The sequence below is a fragment of the Paenibacillus sp. EKM206P genome (assembly GCF_011066155.1).
Classification (GTDB): Bacteria; Bacillota; Bacilli; order Paenibacillales; family Paenibacillaceae; genus Paenibacillus; species Paenibacillus polymyxa_D.
The window spans coordinates 329468-348746 of sequence record NZ_JAAMNQ010000001.1 but is presented as its reverse complement, the minus strand read 5'-3'; the positions used below and the strand labels follow the sequence as shown (position 1 = coordinate 348746).

At 46.9% G+C, this 19279-nt stretch carries 18 protein-coding genes; 2 read left to right on the top strand and 16 right to left on the bottom strand.

The features are described from left to right. Positions 1-4: 4 nt before the first annotated feature. The 13 genes from G9G53_RS01695 to G9G53_RS01635 form a co-directional block, all read right to left on the bottom strand. The gene (locus tag G9G53_RS01695; protein ID WP_029516369.1) at positions 5-1000 is read right to left on the bottom strand and encodes a TadE/TadG family type IV pilus assembly protein; all 996 of its coding nucleotides are present in this window, start codon (positions 998-1000) and stop codon (positions 5-7) included. Beyond that, positions 969-3185, bottom strand: a complete 2217-nt coding sequence (locus G9G53_RS01690) for a DUF5702 domain-containing protein (RefSeq protein ID WP_165144916.1) — start codon at positions 3183-3185, stop codon at positions 969-971. Before G9G53_RS01690 ends, G9G53_RS01695 begins: the two co-directional genes overlap by 32 nt. A gap of 40 nt (positions 3186-3225) precedes the next feature. Further along, a complete protein-coding gene (locus G9G53_RS01685) occupies positions 3226-3894 on the bottom strand; it encodes a TadE/TadG family type IV pilus assembly protein (RefSeq protein WP_165144913.1) in 669 nt (222 codons plus the stop codon). Then, positions 3894-4085, bottom strand: a complete 192-nt coding sequence (locus tag G9G53_RS01680) for a Flp1 family type IVb pilin (protein WP_013309278.1) — start codon at positions 4083-4085, stop codon at positions 3894-3896. The genes G9G53_RS01685 and G9G53_RS01680 overlap by 1 nt, the downstream gene beginning before the upstream one ends. Before the next feature lie 13 nt (positions 4086-4098). Next, complete coding sequence (locus G9G53_RS01675; RefSeq protein ID WP_080658600.1) at positions 4099-4983, bottom strand: type II secretion system F family protein; 885 nt, start codon at positions 4981-4983, stop codon at positions 4099-4101. Positions 4984-4989: 6 nt separating this feature from the next. Then, positions 4990-5781: a type II secretion system F family protein gene (locus G9G53_RS01670; protein WP_029516365.1), complete on the bottom strand. Its 792-nt coding sequence runs from the start codon at positions 5779-5781 to the stop codon at positions 4990-4992. Continuing rightward, complete coding sequence (locus G9G53_RS01665; protein ID WP_029516364.1) at positions 5778-7025, bottom strand: CpaF family protein; 1248 nt, start codon at positions 7023-7025, stop codon at positions 5778-5780. The genes G9G53_RS01670 and G9G53_RS01665 overlap by 4 nt, the downstream gene beginning before the upstream one ends. A 15-nt stretch (positions 7026-7040) precedes the next feature. Continuing rightward, positions 7041-8198: a hypothetical protein gene (locus tag G9G53_RS01660; RefSeq protein ID WP_029516363.1), complete on the bottom strand. Its 1158-nt coding sequence runs from the start codon at positions 8196-8198 to the stop codon at positions 7041-7043. Positions 8199-8731: 533 nt separating this feature from the next. Beyond that, positions 8732-11059 carry a histidine kinase gene (locus G9G53_RS01655; RefSeq protein ID WP_165145395.1) on the bottom strand — a complete coding sequence of 776 codons (2328 nt, stop codon included), beginning with the start codon at positions 11057-11059 and terminating at the stop codon, positions 8732-8734. Between the two features lie 215 nt (positions 11060-11274). Continuing rightward, on the bottom strand, positions 11275-12162 hold the full coding sequence (locus G9G53_RS01650; RefSeq protein ID WP_029516360.1) for a metal ABC transporter permease: 888 nt from the start codon (positions 12160-12162) through the stop codon (positions 11275-11277). Beyond that, on the bottom strand, positions 12159-13088 hold the full coding sequence (locus G9G53_RS01645; protein WP_029516359.1) for a metal ABC transporter permease: 930 nt from the start codon (positions 13086-13088) through the stop codon (positions 12159-12161). Before G9G53_RS01645 ends, G9G53_RS01650 begins: the two co-directional genes overlap by 4 nt. A 5-nt stretch (positions 13089-13093) precedes the next feature. Then, positions 13094-13858 (bottom strand): metal ABC transporter ATP-binding protein, encoded by a 765-nt coding sequence (locus G9G53_RS01640; RefSeq protein ID WP_029516358.1) that lies wholly within the window; start codon positions 13856-13858, stop codon positions 13094-13096. A gap of 14 nt (positions 13859-13872) precedes the next feature. Further along, on the bottom strand, positions 13873-14844 hold the full coding sequence (locus G9G53_RS01635; protein ID WP_069012200.1) for a metal ABC transporter solute-binding protein, Zn/Mn family: 972 nt from the start codon (positions 14842-14844) through the stop codon (positions 13873-13875). 238 nt (positions 14845-15082) lie between these two features. Here G9G53_RS01635 and G9G53_RS01630 point away from each other — a divergent pair, with 238 nt between their 5' ends. Further along, on the top strand, positions 15083-15859 hold the full coding sequence (locus G9G53_RS01630; protein ID WP_049816931.1) for a DUF3153 domain-containing protein: 777 nt from the start codon (positions 15083-15085) through the stop codon (positions 15857-15859). A gap of 8 nt (positions 15860-15867) precedes the next feature. Here G9G53_RS01630 and G9G53_RS01625 read toward each other — a convergent pair whose 3' ends face one another. The 3 genes from G9G53_RS01625 to G9G53_RS01615 all read right to left on the bottom strand — a co-directional run bounded on the left by G9G53_RS01625 (position 15868) and on the right by G9G53_RS01615 (position 17292). Further along, on the bottom strand, positions 15868-16293 hold the full coding sequence (locus tag G9G53_RS01625) for a thiol-disulfide oxidoreductase DCC family protein (protein ID WP_029516356.1): 426 nt from the start codon (positions 16291-16293) through the stop codon (positions 15868-15870). Between the two features lie 129 nt (positions 16294-16422). Then, positions 16423-16749 (bottom strand): hypothetical protein, encoded by a 327-nt coding sequence (locus G9G53_RS01620; RefSeq protein ID WP_013309265.1) that lies wholly within the window; start codon positions 16747-16749, stop codon positions 16423-16425. 123 nt (positions 16750-16872) lie between these two features. Continuing rightward, positions 16873-17292: an organic hydroperoxide resistance protein gene (locus G9G53_RS01615; protein WP_013309264.1), complete on the bottom strand. Its 420-nt coding sequence runs from the start codon at positions 17290-17292 to the stop codon at positions 16873-16875. Positions 17293-17876: 584 nt separating this feature from the next. On the opposite strand from G9G53_RS01615, the gene G9G53_RS01610 reads away from it, so the two are divergent. Next, entirely contained in the window at positions 17877-19196 is a 1320-nt protein-coding gene (locus G9G53_RS01610; RefSeq protein ID WP_165144910.1) for an Nramp family divalent metal transporter, read from the top strand. The last annotated feature ends 83 nt before the right edge of the window (positions 19197-19279 follow it).

Sequence of the window (19279 nt, the reverse complement as noted above, 5' to 3'; positions counted from 1 at the left end):
CATCCTATCCATCAGCTGGCTTTTCCACGGTAAACGGAACTTCTATACGTTGACCAACCTCTGTTTCAATTACAAAGCTCCATTGACCAGGTGTTGTGTTCGTTCCCACAAACCAGTTCCATTCTATAATCCCGTCCGCGTTGGCAGAGGTCCAGCCCAAGTGCTGAGCTGTGCTTTCACCCGACTTATAAAGCACAGAAAGGTTAGCAGTCGTCCCAGGCTCAACCTTGGCCTTGATTAAATTGTACACACCCTTCACAGCAGGTTCAGGCTTAACGAGCAACTGTATGGAATGCTCCGCATCCTTGTCCCCCGTCGCATTTCCTGTACCTGCTCCTTCCCCTGTGTCGCCAATCCAAAGACGTTCCTCAGCTGCCGCCTGAAGCACAATGCTGCGATACAGAAAAGGAACCTTCATCGGCAGTTCATACGACAGTTCTACTCTAAAATAAGGGTCCTTAGTTCCTGTAAGAGCAGGTACATGTACGCTCGTTATATGAATACGGTCATATTCCAGAATGCTTTCCTCCATAAAAGGCTTTAGCATCGGCTTCAAAACAGGATCGAGTGCAGCTTCCGTAAATCGCCCCCGCAGTTCCTCCATCGGCTTTTGACCGCCCTGAACAGCGCTTTCTACCCAATCACCAATTGGAGGTGGCAACTGGGCAGCGAATTGGCTTGCATATTCACTCACAGATAACTTGGGCAGTTCATCCAGCGGTTCACGCACTGCATCTATTTTTGCGGACGCCGCCTCCACGGCTAGAGAAACTGGGTAGATTTTAGCCGAAACCTGTTTAACCGCTTCTGAAGCGGTGGTCTGCAACGCTGTAGATACCAGTGTCATCTGAACCATATAAATGAGAAAAATAATAAAAAACAGAAACATTGGCAACACCAATGACGCTTCTAAAACAATACTTCCTTGTTCACATTGCTTTTGCCCACAAACTTTCCGTAAACACCGATTAATAGGAAAAATGCGCTGTTTTCGTGACATAGTACACACTTCCCTTAATACTCTCGCCTTCTTTTGAGGCGGTCCCGAGCATCTTCATTACCCCAGGTAGAAACCACAGCCTCATCCCATTCTTGACCTCACCCGTTGCATACGTTTGCCGCTCAGCAGGATTGACATCTGTATTCAGACGGATCAGAGCCAGCATACGGGACATTTTTCGTTCATTATTGCTATGGAGCATCAGGAACAATCGCAAATGATCCTTGTATGTCATTCGAAATTTCAGAAAATCAGACAATGGCACGTCCCCCTTTTGTGCCAGCATAATCATGTCTTCTATCGCTTTTTCTACTCCATATAACAAAGCTGCCGCCAAAACGACCAGCGGATTACCTTTTGAGCTGTTCTTAACCAATCCCTCCATTGTTCGAATGGCAAGTCTCATAGCAAAAATTTCTCCATAGGCGGATGCCAGATTACCCGTCGGATTATGGAACCCATACAAGATGTACTCAACTTCCTGATTATTCACCTCCAGCTGATCTCCCAAAATCTGTGCAGCATTTCCCACATTTCCACCCGATCCGGCCAAACTGCCAAAACGACTAAAATCCACATGATGGAAGTAAGAAAGCGCGTATTCATTCTGGTAAAACTCGTCTCCCAGTTGAGTCAGTAAATTGGATGCCGCACCGTATAGACCATCCATACTATCCATGGAAGATCCTGCTGCATCATAGGTGTCATAGGACAAATCAGCGGATACAGATGGACTGGATGTAGACTGGTTAAACGAAATACTTTCATTGTAATACTGCTCCAGATTTTGGAATTGTTCTGCACTTTGTTTACCCTTGGATAGAACCTCAATAATCCGATAGGCTTGTTTGAGTTTGTTTTTCGCCTCTTTTTCCATTTTCTTGCGTTCTTTGTCCGGGCCGCGTCGCGTATCCATCGTCCTGGCTTCACCGTCGAGCACATTGGCGGGTCCCGCCCAAGCATACGCATTTAAGTATTTATCTATCTCCTTAAGCGTAGAAGCGACTTCTTGCTTGAGCATGTCTGCATTCAAAAATGGATCTGTATAAAAGGATAACGTACGCATCATACTCGTTATTCTATTGTTAGCAGTATTTATAGAAGTCCGTTGCTTTTCAATTTCTGCTTCCCATTGCTCAAATTCCTTGTCTGGAATCAACAAATCCTCTGCTTTTTGCCGTGCGCTTCCTACCGAAGGATCTGCGTTGGAGCCTGTCCCGCTTGGAGTAGGGGCTGCTGAAACCTCATCGTAGCCTGCATTGGCCGCCCTCTGCTTATATTGGGCAATGACTTTGCGCATCTCTTCATTAATCTGTTGGGCCTCATTTAACGGTTCCTTGGCTTCCAGAAGCAACTTATCATGTTCTTCCCCAGCCTGAACCATGATCTGACGCAGGCGATCAAGCGCTGCCCTCGCTCTACGTGCATACTTTTCCATCTGCATGATTTTAACGTCGTCCACACTCTTCTTATTGTCTTCATATACATGTACGTAATGCTTATATTGAGCGGCAATATCGGCTACAACCTCAAGCGGGTCCCATATATACTGATTGGGCATATAGGTGCCCCTCTGTTTAATAATCCGCTTGCGAACCTCTTCCATATAAGCTCCTGCTTTACGCTGCTTCTCCAGCATGTCATCCAGTTTGGCCTCTCGTCTGTCGTATAGCTTTTGCAGCCGTTTCAGCAAATCTACCGTATGAGAAGCCTCTTTCATATTTTGAGAGAGCGGCTTCAGCTTTTCGAGCACTTCAAACGTAAAATCGACAGGTGCTTTATACTTCATCTCTTCACGGATCTGCTCGTTAAATATGGCATATTTACCAAGCTCCCTTTCCATTTGCAGGGAACTAGAATCCAGCTTCATATTCATAAGCGGTAGCGTTTCTGCGCGTGCCGTACGCCGCGCGCTATCATTCAGCACTTTGACCATAATTTGTTCTCCGCCGCCTTCGCCATAAGCAAACAAACCGTACTCCTGTTGTAATGTCGGATCATAAGCAGACATCACTGAACGAACCGCCGCATGGGTCAGCCGTTCGGTCTGCACATGCAGTGCAGCAATTCTCGCGTAATCAATAAATACAGCAATAAAACCGAACATGACCGCCAAAATCAGAATTAAAAAGACCGTGACAGCACCTGATTCCCCGTCCTTTGTATTGTGACCCTTACCAAACACCCGCTTCCTCCTTCCCAGTTACATTCCTATTCCTTACTTCTCACTGACCATTTTGACCATATTGCATCAATACTTTGCCTACAACTGCCGAATCTACCTTTTCACCTGATCCTCTGCCCATAAACTTCGCACCATAATAACGGACCAACTCCACCGTACGAATCCATTCCACAGGTTCGACCACGCCAGAGCTCATTTTCCCTTGCAAATCTGTCTGATCTAAAAACTGATTCAGCAAAGGTACCTTCACGATCTTATTTAACTTTGTGGTCACCTTACGGTGAATCATACTGTTCTCATATGTCATCTGCCCCTGCATGCCCGCAGGCATTTTATTTTCTGCATTGGACAGCTTTTGAGCAGGTAACGAGCCTCCCCCATTGCCGCCCGGCACCTGTACATTTTCCTGATTGTTGGCTCCGGTCCAGCCAAACAGGGCTCCCAGCATAACATCATCCTTCAAGCGCCAATAGAGAGAATCCCGTTGCCCTTGCGCAAATGCTCCTGTACGTGGGTCCTTGAAGCTGTTATCCCAGCTGTAAGCGGCTCTTTCTGAAGCAGTAGAAGCGACTTGCACCAATATAGATTTTTGATATATATATAGGCAAAAAAATAACATCACAAAAATGACCAGCAATAGAATGGGAAAGACGAGGGAAGCTTCCAAGGAGAAGCTCCCGTCCTCTTTTTGTGCTAATTTGCGCAGCATTATGAATCCATAAAATCGTTACTTTTTTTATCCGCCTTTTTCAAAAGCCCTTCTACAATTTTCTTGATCTGATCCTTAAAAATAATTGCCACCGCAATCAGAATGGCAATGATCAGGATCATTTCTAACGTACCCAGACCATCCTCATCCTTGTACAATTTACGAATACTGCCTGTTACTAATGTCATCATCGTTGTATTCCTCCTACATATTCATCATCATTAAAGCCGGAGCGCCCACCAGCACAATTACCGTTAGCAAAATCAGCGCCATCGGGAATACCAGCTTAGATGAAGCCTGCTCCCCTCTTGTGCGGCTAATTGAAGTCCGCTTGCCCCATAACGTCTGGGACAACTCACGTAAAGCCATCACGAAATCGCTCCCGCCGCGCCTCATATTCAACAAAACTGTCGTCGTAAATACTGTCATTTCCTGAATACCACAACGTTTGCTCAGGTGCTCAAATGCCTGTTGAAAGGAAAAGCCGCTTTCCCATTCTGCCACCGTCTGCCTCAGTTCTCGATACAACGGATGTTCCGTATCCGCCCCTTTACGTTCCACGCAATGTAGCAATGCCCGTTGTACCGTCTCACCTGCACCTACTAAAAGCATCATTTTACTCAACAGTTCAGGCAGTTCCATTAAAATTTGCTGATCCCGCTTCTGTACTTTCCCGTGCAAATCCTTGATCAGCGCGATGGGTACCAGAAGACCAAGTCCCAATCCGAGCACCAGCCCGGTCGCATCCCCACCCAGCAAAAGCGATATTATAGCTCCACCAGCAGCCATCATATATCCGTAACCCAACATTTCTGCCAGAAAAAGCATCGTTTTTTCTCCGCTGTTACGCATACCATACAGCTTTTGCACCGAACGCTGGAGCTTGAACATTAGCAAAGGCAGTCTATGAGTAGCACGTGAAGCATGAATCATGTGTACAAATGGGACTGAAAGTCTTTGCAGCCGCAGTCCCTCCAACTTCATATGGCGAAAATGCGCATACTTAGCACCGTGCATCTGGTTCAGCACCACCCAACCTCCCACTTGCAGAACCAGCATGACCAGACAAATCAACATCACCACACCCATCTCTCCTTACACTTCAATCTTCATAATGTGGTTGATCCACACGAGACACCCACCAAGCACCAATAAACAAAAGGTTGATAAAATCATACCTGTACCGCTGTATAAGGGCATCATGTAATCACCCGCTGTCATGGTCATAAACAATACAAACAAAAAAGGCGCCGCAAACATAACCCTCGATTCAAAACGTTTCTGCGCAATCATTACACCGATCTCCTGCTGAATTTCCAGCTTCTCACCAATGACACTTGAAGCTCGTCTTACGACTTCCACCAGATCACCTCCGGTTCGTTTGCAAGCCGCAAATACATCCGCAAAATTAGTAATATCCTCCATCTGGGCCCGACGGGCCAAATCCTGCAAAGCGGTTTCTACAGGCTGTCCGATTTCGATACAGGCGGTAATGATGTTAAATTCAAAAATCAGGTCGTGATCTCCATCTGGACTAAGCAATCTCAAATCCTCTACAGCCTCACGAAAACCATTCTCCACCGACCTTCCCGCTGAAAGAGAAGACGAGAGCGAATATAAAGCCTGTTTGAATTGGATGCTTAGGGCAGACCTGCGTCTTTGCAGCAAAAATTGCCTAAAATAACGAGGCATCACCCCAGCCCCGGCAGCGCACAGCAACGATAATATCCATTGGTGATAAAATAGATAACCGATCATCGCGAACAACACGCCACTAAAGAATATGCACAGACTTTTTTGGACTGTCGATAATGTATACACCGTATAATCTGGCAGAGAAGGGGCCTCACGTGATACTTGCTTGGCCGCCGTTTTTCCTGACTTCACGCTGATACGCCTCCCCTGTGCCAGTTTTCCGGATTGATCCCGGCCATTTGCAGCTTCAAAGTATGTTGCAGACCCTCGCCACAACGTTCCAGACCTCCTACGATTCGCCCCTTGCTTTCTCCTCGCTCCTGAAACCGATAAAGGGGGTTAAGCGTCACCTCACCCTTTTCAAAACCAATCACTTCGCTAATTTCCAGCACTCGTCTGGATTTGTCGCGCATCCGTGACAGATGAACAAATATATCAATAGCCGAGCTGATCTGCTGTCGTACTACTCCAAGCGGAAGCTCTGCCCCTCCCAGCACCATCGTTTCCAGCCGGCTGACCATATCGCGGATATTATTTGCGTGGCCAGTTGACAGCGATCCATCGTGTCCTGTGTTCATCGCTTGCAGCATATCCAATGCCTCACTCCCCCGGACCTCACCCACCACAATGCGGTTGGGCCGCATACGCAGGGAGGAACGAATCAGATCACGAATTGTGATTTCTCCCTTCCCCTCGGTGTTCGCATTCCGTGTTTCCATGGAAACCAGATTAGGGACCGTCACAATTTGCAGCTCTGCTGAATCTTCAATGGTAATAATCCGTTCAGATGGCGGGATAAATTGGGATAATGCATTCAGAAAAGTTGTTTTACCAGAACCCGTTCCTCCGCTTATAAAAATGTTGTACTTGCTACGTACCAAGTCCTTGAGCATAGCAGCGGCTTCTGCATCCAGCGCACCCATTCGTATCAAGTCATCCATCGTCATAGGACGCTCGGGAAACTTCCGTATGGTCATCGTCGGACCCTTGAGAGCAACCGGAGGTAGCACAATATTTACGCGTGATCCATCCTTTAATCGGGCATCCACAATGGGGGAAGCCTCATTCACAATTCGATTCACCCCGGCTACAATCGTCTGGATTAAATCCTCCAGTCGCTCGCGGGATTCAAATTGATCGGATACCTGCATCACCTCACCAGCCCGCTCCACAAAGATTTCCCGGTGACTGTTGATCATAATTTCCGTAACGGTCGGGTCGTCAATCAATGGCTGGAGTACGTCCAGCCCACGGAAAGAGTTAAAAATCTTGCGGACAAGTGCGTGCTTCTCACGGGAAGTTAAGCCCACCAGCTCTACATCGTGTAAAATTCGATTTTCAATATGCCGTACCAGATCTGCATCCTTTACCGAAGACGTTACGTCCAGCCCGTTTCGGATATCTGCTCGCAATGCCTTAAATCGTCCCTCATTCATGTTCATCAGCCCCTTTTAAGACCAAACGGTGGCCGGATGTGTTACACCGTCCACATTCAGCAGCTCGCGGCATAGATGACGAATTTCCCGCTGATAAATTGGTGAACTTAGCAACAGCTCACGGTGCTGCATCTGTTTCCATGAAGGTATATAGGGTAAGGCTCCGTTTAGCTCCATGAAGTCACGAGGTAACGAGTTGATCATAGTTCCCATATAGCGGTTCACCACAAAGCTGGTTTTGCATATCATGTCTTCAAGCCCTTCAGGCCGCGTGGTTTCTAAAACATCCAGCCATAATCCGCACTTGTGCATGCTCATTAAATCGTCTGCCAGCAGCCAAATCAGCTTATGACTAGCTTCAAGCACGGCTTGAGCCCGATCACCTTTTTCAGAATCGCCATCTACGATCACTACATCATACTGTCCACTTTCGGCAACTGTTCGAATCAGCTCTTTCGCTTCATCACAAGTCATATCCGTCAGCTCCTTGCGATTATAGACAGGCTGAAAAGTATCCGCCTGAATTTCAGGGCGACGAACACAATAGGAAGCAATGGATAACGGAGTCTCCTCACTCCCTTCTGCCTTGAGATCATAGAGCAGCCTGGACAGCCCTTCTCCTTCTGCTCCGCTAGCACTGCCTGAACCAGTGAATAATGAGCTTGAATCCACCGTCTCCAGATTCAGATAGAATACCGAATATCCCTCATTCCCCAGCTGTTTGGACATATTGAGTGCGGCCGTTGTCTTGCCCAGTCCTCCGGAAGCTGCTACCATGCCGATAATCATCCCACCTTCCCGGCTGTTTACACTTTTCCGACCATTTGACTTCTGTCTCGCCGTTTCCAAAATAAAACCGACCAGTTCAGATAAAGGCTGATATTTTAATAAAGGCTGTCCATATTCGCTCACTTGTTCTCCCTCATGCAATACCAAACAAGGAATATCAGCAGCTTCCCTGTCTGTCCATAGATTCAAAAAGGGAGTTTCACCAACCACCACATCCGGTCTTTTCATTCCGCTGGTTTCCATCATGTATTGATGAAATGCCTCCGGTTGCGAAAAAGCCGTTATTCTCAGCCTTCTAGCGTACTCGCTTACGTGAACATAATTCAGCAGCGGCTCAATATAATCCCGACCTTCTACGGCTAATACCACTTTCACTGGAATCATAATGCTCATCCCTTCCCTAACACAACAACGCAAAAAAGCACCGTTCATCCATCCGTAAGTACATACGGTTGGTGAACGGTGCTTCCGTCACGTGCAATCTATTTACTGGTAGAATAGCATAGCGCTTATATTAGAGCAAGTATTTTTTGTGCAAGTATCTTCCAAAATCCTCGTACTAAGAGAAGGCGGGCAGTCTAGCCCCGCCTCCTACCATCTTCATCTTAGTAGAATTTGTGGTGACGACGATGACAGTCATGATGGCGATGATGGCGATGATGACGTTTCCGGCAATGACATTTCTTATCAAAATCTTCATGTTTCCGATGATCACGTTCAAATTTAGGTTTAAACTTAATGACAGTCACCTTAATGATCTTCTTAAAGACACGTTTTTTTGGCTTTGGAAAATGACAATGATGCTTACGATGTTTAAACATTTAAATTCGCCTCCATTTCTTTGAGATAGAATATACTATGGAAGCAGCGAACCATCGGTAACCAGCATATGACTATTTATGAATTTGCTGGGCTAATTAATGATCTACCTCCAGCTTAATATCCGGATCATAATCCGCCACAATTAGAACATCCATATGACGTGCTTGACGGAGAATCCTCGGCACAACCGCAGACTTACCCCAACAGCTACTTCGGGAAGACTGCCCCACGATAAGCTGCGTTCCTGAATATCCTTCCACCGGAGCAATCAAAATGTCGGCAATCTCGCGTCGGCTGGAAACAAGCCGCATCTCAAAGGTTCCCCCCAGTCGGTGGGTCAGCAACTTTAGTTGTTCCAGACGAGGGTTCAGTCTCTCGGGTATACACTCACCGACATGAGCATACGTCACAATCCACACAGCCTTTAGCCGAAAGGCGATACGAAAACCACGGCGGATCAACCTTTCAGCATTTTCGCTTAGCGTCACGCCTACGAAGATCACTTCCTCCCTGCGCCACGGTCCCCGAAGTGATTCGTGTCGATCCCAGGATTCTAGCCGCTCATCTACGTCATCTGCCAATTCCCGCAAAGCAAGTTCACGCAACGCAATCAGATTGCCCAGTTTAAAAAAGTGGCTAAGTGCCTGTTCCACCTTCGCAGGATCGTATATTTTGCCCTCACGCATACGTTGCTGCAACGATTTGGGAGCCACATCAACAAGCTGCACTTCATCGGCCAGACGCATCATATGGTCTGGAACAGTCTCTCTCACTCGTATGCCAGTAATCTGTTCTACCGCATCATTTAAGCTCTCCAGATGCTGTACATTCATTGTGGATATCACAGAGATCCCTTGTTCCAAAATGGCGAGCACATCCTCATAGCGCTTGGATCTCAGACTTCCTGGGACGTTGGTATGAGCCAGCTCATCAATTAGCACCACCTCGGGATTGCGCCTGAGAATAGCTTCGGTGTCCATTTCTTCCAAGTGTGCGCCATGACGCTCAATGGACTGACGAGGGATCATCTCCAGAGAGCCTACCTGGGCCAATGTTTCTGCTCTTCCGTGCGTTTCCAGCAATCCGATAACCACATCAATCCCGCTCTCCAGCAGATCGTTTCCCTCTCTCAGCATCGTGTATGTTTTGCCGACCCCCGGAGCAGCGCCAATGTATACCTTGAGCTTGCCTCGCAGGATTTTGGCTGCCTCAGCCTGTGCTTCCTCAACGCTCAAACGATGATACGGGTCATTCTCTTCTACCTCCTGTCTCATCGTTGGTAAAATTCGCTCACCCTCCTGCTCGGCTCGGTCCGCAATCAGCAGTAGATCCATATTTTTCATTCGTTTTAAAATCCCGTTCACCAGCGATCCTTTCATCAGCTCCTGCCACGGAGTCTGCCGAGAATGTCCCATAACAATACGGGTAACATTGTGCGTCACCGCATAATGAATCAGTTGGCGAGGCAACCTTCTGCGGGAAAAAAGCGGGATTTCTTCAAATGTTGATCCTATCTTGTCAGCCAATTGCTCAATTGAGCGCTTAAAGGCTGCTGATTCCTTGGACAGCTTGCGCTTCGAGCTGACAAAGGAGACTACTAGCATATCTCCACCCAACCGCTTGGCGACCTGTTCCCCCCTGCGTACATAAATGGACCCATTCCAATGATATTGGACAGGTACTAAAATACGCTCTGCGGCTCCTGACGCCCCGTGCAAGCCCAACTCCTCCCGGTGCCGTTCCAGCGAATCATTCACATCCTCTGCTACCAATCGCAAGGCAAGCTCACGCAATTTACCCAGATTTCCCCGGTGAAACATCTCAGGATTGGGCGTATGCATGTAGCCTTTCGCCAGCCGTTCCAAAATCATCTCCGGGGTGGCATCAATCAGACGAATTTCATCCGCCAGCTCCAGTGTATCAACCGGAACCGTATATTCCGCTTCAAAGCCTGTCAGCTGATATACCCACTCCGTAATTCCTTCGAGTTCATAAACATTGACCGTCGTAATGACACTAATCCCCTGCTCCAGCAAATACCGAATATCCTCCAGCCGTGTTGGAAATGGGGCGTCTTTGCGGTTATGATGTGCCAAATGATCCACCAGTACCACCTCGGGATTTCGTGCCACCAAAGCTTCCACATCCAGATCCTTTTGCTCCTCACCATCTTTTATCCAATGAATACTAGGCACGCGCTCCAACGTGCCGACCTGTTCCACGGTCACAGGCCGCTGCATGGTCGATACCGCACAAATCACAACATCGATACCTTCATGCTGCAGCGACCGTCCCTCATGCAGCATGTGATACGTTTTACCCGAGCCACTGACCGCACCCATGTATATTTTGAGTCTGCCTCGATGCAGTTTGTTAATCGAATCCAGTATTTCCTCTGGTGATTTACGTTTGAAGCTCTCCACTTTCGTTCCTCCCCACAGCGTAGCCGCTCGTTCCGTCCATCTTATATGGTTGTAATGAATGTACTCCCGTGTCCCAATCAATTCAAGATGATCAATCAAGCTTGCCCCAAAAAAAGCCGCACAGGGTAGCATAAGCGCAAAAAAACGTGCATTCGGGTCTCTTATGCCTGAATGCACGCTATATTGGGTAACTCATATGGGATCACTTCCTATAATCACTTGCTATCTTCGCCAACGATCCCCCGCTGTTGAATTAACTTTTGCCATACCACACCGTGAGACGGGGAAAAGAGAAAAGCCAAAAGCAGCAACACACCCGATACACACAGCATACATGCCGCAATAGAAGCATCCAATACACTTGCTGTGTAAAAGCCTGCGACCGAGCTGATGGCTCCAAGTCCGACACTGTATACAATCATACGGGACAACTTCTCCGTCAGCAAATAAGCGGTAAGAGGCGGTACAACGAGCATGCCAACCACCAGAATTGCGCCCACGCTCTCAAATGACGCCACCGTCGTTAGTGAGACGAGACTCATCAGCAGATAATGAAAAAAAACAACTGGAATGCCTAATGAAGCTGCCAAAGCGGGATCGAAGGAAGTAATTTTAAATTGCTTGAAAAAGCCCCCTATCACGAGCAAATTGATCAAAAACATCGCACCCGTAATCCACACAGCCCTCGGACCTACATCAAAGCCGGCTATCTCTAACGTATTCCACGGCACATAAGCAATTTCCCCATATAAAACGTGATCCATATCCAGATGGGCATTGGAAGCAAACACGCTGATCAGCAAAACACCGATAGCAAACAATGACGTAAACACCACGCCAATGGCAGCATCACTTTGCAGACCGCTTTGTTGGAACAGCTGAATCAAATACACCGTTAGAAGACCCAGCACTGCCGCACCAAACATCATCCACACCGAATCTCTCGATCCGCTAATGAGAAAGGCAATGACAATCCCCGGTAGTACCGCATGACTGATTGCATCACCGATCATAGCCATTTTTCGGAGCACAAGAAAGCACCCAACGATACTACATCCCCCTGCCACTAACATTCCCGTCAAAATTACATAAAATGAACTCATAGGGCACGCTCCTCCCTTGGCTGTGTTCCGACTGTCAGCTCCAGATTTTTCCTGGCGTTCAACCGAACGATAGCCTTGGAGATCATCCCGCGCTGCGGCGCAAAAATCAAGCTCATTCCAAACACCACAGTCGCACACAACACACATAACGGTCCTGTAGGCAGATTTTGCCCCAGAGAGCTAATGAGCGTCCCACCAAGCCCCGCTATAGCACCAAACAAGCCTGATAGACACACCATGACACCCAGCTTCTCTGTCCAGTATCTTGCCGACACTGCCGGGGTAATCAGCAAGGCAGCCATCATTATGACTCCCACGGCCTGAATGCCAGCAACCACCGCAATGACAATCAATAGCATCAACAACTTATCCAGCCAACCTGCCGGAAAACCAAGTCCGCGCGCAAAGCCAGGATCAAAGCTGAGCAACTTAAATTCCTTAAAAAATAATATACATATTCCGATGAGTACCACTGAAATTACCGCCATCGTATAGACATCAGACAATACCATTGCCGCAGCTTGACCAAATAGAAATTTGTCCAATCCGCTTTGGTTTCCTGCGCCACTATGCTGAATTTCGGTCAACAACATAATGCCAAAGCCAAAAAATACCGACAGCACCGCTGCAATCGCCGAATCGCTTTTAATTCGCGAATACCGGGTTAACGCACTGATAGCAAAGGTCGCAACAATCCCTGCAATGGCGGCCCCAATCATAAATCCAAACACAGATTTTGTACCTGTGATCATAAATGCCACACATACCCCCGGCAAAGCCGCATGTGCCAAAGCATCTCCCATGAGCGACTGCTTGCGCAAATACATAAAACTGCCAATCACCCCGCTGCTTAAACCGAGCAAAATGCAGCCCAGCAAAATCCACTGCATGTTTGGATCGGTCAAAAGCGTTGCCAAGCTTGTCATACTGCTCACCTCACTCCAAGTATCGTGCCGGAATCCGGGCCTGTTTTGAGTATACTCAGACGCCCGCCATACGTACGCTGCAGATTTTCCTCGGTAAAAATATCTGTCGTCTCTCCAAACGCCATAAGATGCCCGTTCAACAGCATAACCTGATCAAAATAATCCGTGACTGTAGATAAATCATGATGAACGACAAGCACGGTTTTACCCTGCTGTTTCAGATCGTTGAGCAATGAAATAATGGCTTTTTCCGTTGCAGCGTCCACACCGACGAACGGTTCATCCATAAAATAAAGCTGAGCGTCCTGCGCGAGTGCTCTGGCTAAAAAAACACGTTGTTGCTGGCCGCCAGACAATTGACTAATCTGTCTGTCTGCATATTGGCTCATTCCAACTTTGTCCAAACTCTCCATTGCAGCCTGACGATCTGCTGCTCCCGGACGCTTAAACCAGCCCAATCTGCCATACCGTCCCATCAAAACCACATCCAATGCGTTCGTCGGAAAATCCCAATCCACCGACTCCCGCTGTGGTACATAGCCAACCTTAAGCAGCTGTTGCTTATAGGGCTTGCCGTAAACTAGCACCTCGCCCCTAAGCTTTGGAATCAATCCAAGCGTTGCCTTGATCAGTGTAGATTTCCCAGCCCCGTTCGGGCCGATAATACCAATCAGCTTGCCTTCCGGCACCTCAAAGGAAACATCGAACAAAACGGGCTTTTTTTGATAAGCTACCGATAAATCACGAACGACAAGTGGTGAATGCCCCATGTATCTCTGCCTCCTTATTTAAGAGCTTTAACAATCGTATTGACGTTATGCTTGACCATTCCGATATATGTTCCATTTTCTGTGCCCTCTTCACCCATGGCATCCGAATACAGCTCGCCACCAACCTCAATTGTATGACCTTGCTGAGCGGCCCCCTGAATAACCGCATCTATGGCCTTTCTCGGAACACTAGATTCTACGAATATGGCCTTGATTTTATGCTCCACCAAATAATCTCGCAGCTTGGTCACATCTTGAGAACCCGCTTCTGATTCTGTGCTCATACCTTGAAGTCCTCTCACTTGAATGTGGTAGGCATCTCCGAAATAGCCGAAAGCATCATGTGCCGTGACAAGCACGCGCTGGGCTTCCGGTATACTGGCAATCTGCTCTCTCGTGTAATCATCCAGCTCTCGCAGCTCAGTAAGATAGGCTTCTGCGTTGGCCTTATATTCCTCCGCATGAACAGCGTCTAGCGCCGACAATTCATCTCTGACGGTTTCTACCGCAGACATCCAATTCTGTACGTTAAACCAGATATGTGGATCATGCTCAGATCCCATTTCCGGGCTACCTGCACGCAACTGATCCTGTGCGATGTTTTTGGACACGGGTATGACGGGTTTTTGCTTGCTGATTTTCTCCAGAATGTCCTGCATTTTTCCTTCCAGATGCAATCCGTTATAAAAAATAACGTCGGCCTGATCCAGCTTGCGCATATCTCCCTGTGAAGCCTTGTACAAATGCGGGTCAACGCCTGACTTCATAATTCCCGTGACCTCCACATAATTACCGCCGACCTTGCCGACAATGTCAGAGATCATACCGATGGTAGCCGTAGCCTTTATTTTTTGTCCCGTCTCTCTCGCACTTCCCTGCTCCTTCTTCTTAGCATCGGTACATGCAGTCGCTAGAACCAGAGCTAGAGACAATACTCCAACTGTCGTTACCCAGCGCGGCAAAGCCTTCTTAAACTGCTTTTTCATGTTTTAAAATCCTCCTTTGAATTTCGTTTTGGGACAAACTATTTCCTTGATTCAATTATTTTTTATCAATACTATATTTTAGAGTATACACTAAAGTTTTTACCTAGGGAAACATTTTGTGAAATATAATTCTTCTTATGTATTTCGTTATACCGTTCGATTTTCGTTCTCCCAATGTGTAATATATAGAAGATATCCAATCGTTAAACCAAAGAATACATATAAAGAGGTGTAGGTCATGAAGCCAATAGGGTACAGCCCATATCGGAACAAACGTCGGCAAGTTCGGATACGAAAAATACTGCTCATTTTTATGCTGGTATGCTGTCTGCTTGCCCTAACTTCCTGTGCTCGAGGTGACATCCATGTAGATGTTCATCTCGATCAAAGTGTAGATATGGATGCGACGTTCAGCGTAAACAACCAGACACTGATGATGTTGGACAATCCCGGGGTGCTAGATCAATTAGTCAAGCGTATTCAAAGCAACAATGTAGATGTACAGCCGCTAGCTGAACAGGGAAGAAAGGGATATCAAATCAAGGGGCATTATCAAGGAGATTGGAGCACAAACAAAAAAAATCCCAGTCAGGGATTACATCTACCTGAGGGATTAGAAATAAAGCGCGCTGTGAGCCAACATTTTTTCACAACGAATATTGATCTTACCATGAAGCTCGATCTACCACGGATGCTTCCTGAAGAAGCTCAAGGACTGAGTGACAAATTTAAGCAAATGAATGTGTTTGCGCGCAAATTACTGGAGCGGCAGCTGGATCTTAACTTCAGCCTATCCTTACCCATCCAACCTGCTACCCATAATGCGGACCGTGTGTCGGAAGACGGAAAAACACTGTACTGGAACATTGCTCCATTGGAATCTAACGAGCTAAAATTGTCTGTTAACGTGCCCAATGTACGACATATCATGTATGTAGCTGTTACGAGCCTGATATTGATCGTGATCGCTGTGATCTTACTAATTCGTAGACATCGCTCCAAAAAAGAAACTTAAAAAAGAAACTAAAAAAATCGTTGTCTAATTTCTGGTGGGGGGATCAGACATTGATCCTCTTCATCCTTGCCAAACCAACGATATCGGTTACGCGCCACCCAGTTATAGACTGCGTTGCGCACAAAGCGGGGTACCAGGATGAAACCATAGGCCAGCGGGTATGGAAAACGAAGACGTTTGGCAATTCGCAAAGCCGCGGTGGACCTTGTATAATACGTACCGTCTTCAATCAGCACGAACGTATCCAGCTGATCCGCAGATAGTCCTCCTGCACGTAATAGTTCTTGTCCTGCCTCGGATTGCAGGGAACCAAAATGAAATGTTCCCTTAGGGTCACGCTTGATAATAAAGCGGACTGCTCCCTGACAAAAGTGGCATACCCCATCCACCAACACAATGGAGTGATCTGAATGAGCATGATCAGACTGGTTCATATAGCATTTCACCTCCAGGGAAATCAACGGCATGAATACCATCAACGCAACCATATGAATATAAACAAAAAAACGCCGAAATTATCCGACGCTTGTTTAGAAATGTATAGTCTTTACCTGTTCGAAAAACTAGCTCAATGCTTTCTCAAACAGCTGTTTCGTATTAATTTGCTCTAAAAACTCCTCATGGAACTTATCCATACACTTGCAGATAAAATCCTTATGGCATACCGGGCAAGGCGTCGTTAGCAGTCGACTAATATTCGTCAAGGTCCACTCCGGATGACGTTGAGAAAAAACGCGGCACTCCGTTCCATCGGCCAAACTCATTTTAAACTCATAAAGCCCTTCTTTTTCGTTGCTGCCAGCCAGCGTGAAATTAACAATATTCGGTCTGTAAGACATCATATCACCCGTATTTTTCAAATTTGTTTCGTACCTGATGACCAGAATCACCTAAGCCATCTTAATGAATTTTGGCGATGATGTCAAATGGCCGTGAATCTCAGCGAATCAAGATCTATGTGCAAAAGCCCCCGATAAATCGGCGGCCAGAGTGTAGAAGTTATAGAAATGCAGTCAAATGACATTAAGCTCGACATCAATGTTACCGCGTGTTGCTTTGGAGTACGGACAAAAATCATGCGCTTGGCGTGCCAAATCTTCGGCCTGGGCGCGTTCAATACCGGGTATTTTCACATCCAGACGTACCGCCAACTGGAAGCCGCCATCGCTTGGATCCTTGCCGATCGATACGTGGCTGGTGACCTCAACATTGTCCACCTTCACCTTAGCCTTCCGGGCCACATTAGCCAATGCGCTCTCATAGCAGGCACCATAGCCTGCCGCAAACAATTGCTCTGGATTCGTAGCTTCTCCACCTGCGCCACCCAGTTCCTTCGGCGTGCTGAGCTTATGCTTCAAAACTCCATCGGATGAAGCGACTGAACCGTCTCTTCCACCATGTACCGTTGCTGATGCTGTGTATAATGCTTCCATGATTTCATCTCTCCTTCACTATATTTTTTGCATTCCGCAGGAACCTATCGTCATGTTAATACATGATTTCCTTCTCGTATGTACTTTAAACGAACTACATAAAATGAATCATTTGAAATATGGATGTAAACTAGTACATTTACCGTTTAGTTCCACCCCACCATGTTTACACTATATGTTATAGGCCCCTACTTGGGCCGTCTACATTGAACAAACATCTCCACCAGTCGTTTAATTTTCGGGGACGGAATAAGGTAAGACCATTTCATAATCCTACCCATTCGATGGGATAACTCTGTCGCACGTGAGAAGGAAATTCACAAAATATGGAACGGGCCTTCACCCGGTAGATGGACAACAATTCAAAAAATCCAAAACGACCAAGCCGCTCCCCTCAGAGCGATATAGCTTGGTTTTTCTAGGTTCAGCTTATACGATGGCCATATTGCTTCAAAAATACGATTAACTTGCTTGACCACACAAAAGTTGTACTAGACAAAAACTATTGGGAGTGTACAATAGGGATAACACAATCGTTATGTCACTAATAATATATTTCAACATCCATAAAGAAGGTGAAGCGTATGAAAAATACAAAGGGTAACTTCGCGGAAATCGCTTCACTGTCGGAAGTGAATCGTTCCTTGAGCATCCCAAAAGACGGGACCTGGTTTCGGAAGTTTCTTGCCTTTGCTGGACCCGGCTATATGGTCGCAGTCGGCTATATGGACCCCGGCAACTGGGCTACAGACATCGCCGGCGGATCAAAATTCGGCTACACGCTGCTTAGTGTCATTCTAATCTCCAACCTAATGGCCATCCTGCTGCAAGCCTTATCTGGCAAGCTTGGCATTGCCACAGGTAAAGATTTGGCTCAAATGTGCCGTGATGCCTACAGTCGTCCTGTCGCGATCGGCTTATGGCTCTTGTGCGAAATTGCCATAGCAGCCATGGATTTAGCCGAGGTCATCGGTTCAGCCATTGCGCTGAAGTTGCTGTTTGGTCTACCGTTACTATACGGAGTTATCATTACCGCATTTGATGTTATGCTCATTTTACTGCTGCAAAACAAAGGCTTTCGGGCATTGGAAACCCTCGTCATTGTACTGATGGCGACGATTGCCGGCTGTTTTGGCATTAATCTCATTTTGGCACAACCGGAATGGGGCGGCGTATTGGGTGGCTTTGTACCAGACTCGCAAATTTTGACGAATCCAAGCATGCTGTATATTGCTATCGGTATTATGGGTGCTACCGTAATGCCGCATAACCTGTATCTGCATTCTTCTATTGTACAAACTCGCAAATTTGAGCAGACTTCAGCAGGTAAACGGGAAGCTATTACATTTGCAACTTGGGATTCCAGTATAGCGCTGATGTTCGCATTATTTATTAATGCCGCCATCTTGATCGTGGCAGCTGCTGTATTCCATACGGCAGGAAGAACAGATGTAGCCGAAATTAGCGATGCCTACTATCTGCTTTCGCCCCTACTGGGAACCACACTGGCGAGCATACTATTTGGGGTAGCGTTACTGGCCTCTGGTCAAAACTCGACCGTAACAGGCACTTTAGCCGGGCAAATCGTGATGGAGGGCTTTTTGAATCTTCGTCTTTCACCTTGGTTGCGTCGTCTGGTGACCCGCCTCATCGCGATCATTCCAGCGGTTATCGTCACTGCCATCGCAGGGGAAAAAGGTGCGGAGGAACTGCTTGTGCTGAGCCAGGTCATCCTATCCATCCAGCTTCCCTTTGCCATCATTCCATTACTGCTCTTTACCAGCGACAAAAAGATTATGGGTGAATTCGCAAATAAAATGTGGCAAAAAGTACTAACCTGGATCGTGACCGCTATCATCATTATCTTGAATGTAGTGCTCATCATCCAAACGATTTCAGGTTAATCGGTAGCCAAATATGAATATATTAAAAAGGTATCTCACTTGCCCCAATGGCAGCGAAATACCTTTTTTGTTTCCTATTTTAT